The sequence below is a fragment of the Staphylococcus sp. EG-SA-2 genome (assembly GCF_017152085.1).
The window spans coordinates 1-4,140 of the sequence record NZ_JACYHC010000497.1; the positions used below are offsets into that span (position 1 = coordinate 1).

1 protein-coding gene is annotated in these 4,140 nt (G+C 36.5%); it reads left to right on the forward strand.

The genetic code is table 11. The annotated features are described in order from the left end of the window. Positions 1-4,140: phage tail tape measure protein (locus tag IDG60_RS07800; RefSeq protein ID WP_206160595.1), on the forward strand; the 4,140-nt coding region annotated here is incomplete at both ends.

The following is a 4,140-nucleotide window of genomic DNA, read 5'->3' on the forward strand; positions in this document are numbered from 1 at the left end:
CAGAAATGGCTACAACTGCAACTGTAATGGCTTCAGCGATTAACTCTTTCGGTTTAAAAGCATCTGATGCAAATCATGTTGCTGATTTACTTGCGAGATCAGCAAATGATAGTGCTGCAGATATTCAATATATGGGAGATGCATTAAAATATGCAGGTACTCCAGCAAAAGCATTAGGAGTTTCAATAGAGGACACTTCTGCAGCAATTGAAGTTTTATCTAACTCAGGTTTAGAGGGGTCTCAAGCAGGTACTGCATTAAGAGCTTCGTTTATTAGGCTAGCTAATCCAAGTAAAAGTACAGCTAAGGAAATGAAAAAATTAGGTATTCATTTGTCTGATGCTAAAGGTGAGTTTGTTGGAATGGGCGAATTGATTAGACAGTTCCAAGATAACATGAAAGGCATGACGAGAGAACAAAAATTAGCAACAGTGGCTACAATAGTTGGCACTGAAGCAGCAAGTGGATTTTTAGCCTTGATTGAAGCGGGTCCAGATAAAATTAATAGCTATAGCAAATCATTGAAGAACTCTAATGGTGAAAGTAAAAAAGCAGCTGATTTGATGAAAGATAACCTCAAAGGTGCTCTGGAACAATTAGGTGGCGCTTTTGAATCGTTAGCAATTGAAGTTGGTAAAGATTTAACGCCTATGATTAGAGCAGGTGCGGAAGGATTAACAAAATTAGTTGATGGATTTACACATCTTCCTGGTTGGGTTAGAAAGGCTTCGGTAGGCTTAGCAATTTTTGGTGCATCTATTGGTCCTGCTGTTCTTGCTGGTGGCTTATTAATACGTGCAGTTGGGAGCGCGGCTAAAGGCTATGCATCATTAAATAGACGCATTGCTGAAAATACAATTCTTTCTAATACCAATTCAAAAGCAATGAAATCTTTAGGTCTTCAAACATTATTTCTTGGTTCTACAACAGGAAAAACGTCAAAAGGCTTTAAAGGATTAGCCGGAGCTATGTTGTTTAATTTAAAACCTATAAATGTTTTGAAAAATTCTGCAAAGCTAGCAATTTTACCGTTCAAACTTTTGAAAAACGGTTTAGGATTAGCCGCAAAATCCTTATTTGCAGTAAGTGGAGGCGCAAGATTTGCTGGTGTAGCCTTAAAGTTTTTAACAGGACCTATAGGTGCTACAATAACTGCTATTACAATTGCATATAAAGTTTTTAAAACCGCATATGATCGTGTGGAATGGTTCAGAAACGGTATTAACGGTTTAGGAGAAACTATAAAGTTTTTTGGTGGCAAAATTATTGGCGGTGCTGTTAGGAAGCTAGGAGAGTTTAAAAATTATCTTGGAAGTATAGGCAAAAGCTTCAAAGAAAAGTTTTCAAAGGATATGAAAGATGGTTATAAATCTTTGAGTGACGATGACCTTCTGAAAGTAGGAGTCAACAAGTTTAAAGGATTTATGCAAACCATGGGCACAGCTTCTAAAAAAGCATCTGATACTGTAAAAGTGTTGGGGAAAGGTGTTTCAAAAGAAACAGAAAAAGCTTTAGAAAAATACGTACACTATTCTGAAGAGAACAACAGAATCATGGAAAAAGTACGTTTAAACTCGGGTCAAATAACAGAAGACAAAGCAAAAAAACTTTTGAAAATTGAAGCGGATTTATCTAATAACCTTATAGCTGAAATAGAAAAAAGAAATAAAAAGGAACTCGAAAAAACTCAAGAACTTATTGATAAGTATAGTGCATTCGATGAACAAGAAAAGCAAAACATTTTAACTAGAACTAAAGAAAAAAATGACTTGCGAATTAAAAAAGAGCAAGAACTCAATCAGAAAATCAAAGAATTGAAAGAAAAAGCTTTAAGTGATGGTCAGATTTCAGAAAATGAAAGAAAAGAAATTGAAAAGCTTGAAAATCAAAGACGTGACATCACTGTTAAAGAATTGAGTAAGACTGAAAAAGAGCAAGAGCGTATTTTAGTAAGAATGCAAAGAAACAGAAATGCTTATTCAATAGACGAAGCGAGCAAAGCAATTAAAGAAGCAGAAAAAGCAAGAAAAGCAAGAAAAAAAGAAGTGGATAAGCAGTATGAAGATGATGTCATTGCTATAAAAAATAACGTCAACCTTTCTAAGTCTGAAAAAGATAAATTGTTAGCTATTGCTGATCAAAGACATAAGGATGAAGTAAGAAAGGCAAAATCTAAAAAAGATGCTGTAGTAGACGTTGTTAAAAAGCAAAATAAAGATATTGATAAAGAAATGGATTTATCCAGTGGACGTGTATATAAAAATACTGAAAAGTGGTGGAATGGTCTTAAAAGTTGGTGGTCTAACTTTAGAGAAGACCAAAAGAAGAAAAGTGATAAATACGCTAAAGAACAAGAAGAAACAGCTCGTAGAAACAGAGAAAATATAAAGAAATGGTTTGGAAATGCTTGGGACGGCGTAAAAACTAAAACTGGTGAAGCCTTTAGTAAAATGGGCAGAAATGCTAATCATTTTGGCGGCGAAATGAAAAAAATGTGGAGTGGAATCAAAGGAATTCCAAGCAAATTAAGTTCAAGTTGGAGCTCAGCCAAAAGTTCTGTAGGATATCACACTAAGGCTATAGCTAATAGTACTGGTAAATGGTTTGGAAAAGCTTGGCAATCTGTTAAATCGACTACAGGAAGTATTTACAATCAAACTAAGCAAAAGTATTCAGATGCCTCAGATAAAGCTTGGGCGCATTCAAAATCTATTTGGAGAGGCACATCAAAATGGTTTAGCAACGCATATAAAAGTGCAAAGGGTTGGCTAACAGATATGGCTAATAAATCGCGCTCGAAATGGGATAATATTTCTAGTACAGCATGGTCGAATGCAAAATCCGTTTGGAAAGGAACATCGAAATGGTTTAGTAACTCATACAAATCTTTAAAAGGTTGGACTGGGGATATGTATTCAAGAGCCCACGATCGTTTTGATGCAATTTCAAGTTCGGCATGGTCTAACGCTAAATCAGTATTTAATGGTTTTAGAAAATGGCTATCAAAAACATATGATTGGATTAGAGATATTGGTAAAGACATGGGAAGAGCTGCGGCTGATTTAGGTAAAAATGTTGCTAATAAAGCTATTGGCGGTTTGAATAGCATGATTGGCGGTATTAATAAAATATCTAAAGCCATTACTGATAAAAATCTCATCAAGCCAATACCTACATTGTCTACTGGTACTTTAGCAGGAAAGGGTGTAGCTACCGATAATTCAGGAGCATTAACGCAACCGACATTTGCTGTATTAAATGATAGAGGTTCTGGAAACGCCCCAGGTGGTGGAGTTCAAGAAATAATTCACAGGGCTGACGGAACATTCCATGCACCCCAAGGACGAGATGTGGTTGTTCCACTAGGAGTTGGAGATAGTGTAATAAATGCCAATGACACTCTGAAGTTACAGCGGATGGGTGTTTTGCCAAAATTCCATGGTGGTACGAAAAAGAAAAAATGGATGGAACAAGTTACTGAAAATCTTGGTAAAAAAGCAGGGGACTTCGGTTCTAAAGCTAAAAACACAGCTCATAATATCAAAAAAGGTGCAGAAGAAATGGTTGAAGCGGCAGGCGATAAAATCAAAGATGGTGCATCTTGGTTAGGCGATAAAATCGGCGATGTGTGGGATTATGTACAACATCCAGGGAAACTAGTAAATAAAGTAATGTCAGGTTTAAATATTAATTTTGGAGGCGGAGCTAACGCTACAGTAAAAATTGCTAAAGGCGCGTACTCATTGCTCAAAAAGAAATTAGTAGACAAAGTAAAATCGTGGTTTGAAGATTTTGGTGGCGGAGGCGATGGAAGCTATCTATTTGACCATCCAATTTGGCAAAGGTTTGGGAGTTACACAGGTGGACTTAACTTTAATGGCGGTCGTCACTATGGTATCGACTTTGGTATGCCTACAGGAACGAACATTTATGCTGTTAAAGGCGGTATAGCTGATAAAGTATGGACTGATTACGGTGGCGGTAATTCTATACAAATTAAGACCGGTGCTAACGAATGGAACTGGTATATGCATTTATCTAAGCAATTAGCAAGACAAGGCCAACGTATTAAAGCTGGTCAACTGATAGGGAAATCAGGTGCTACAGGTAATTTCGTTAGAGGAGCACACTTACATTTCC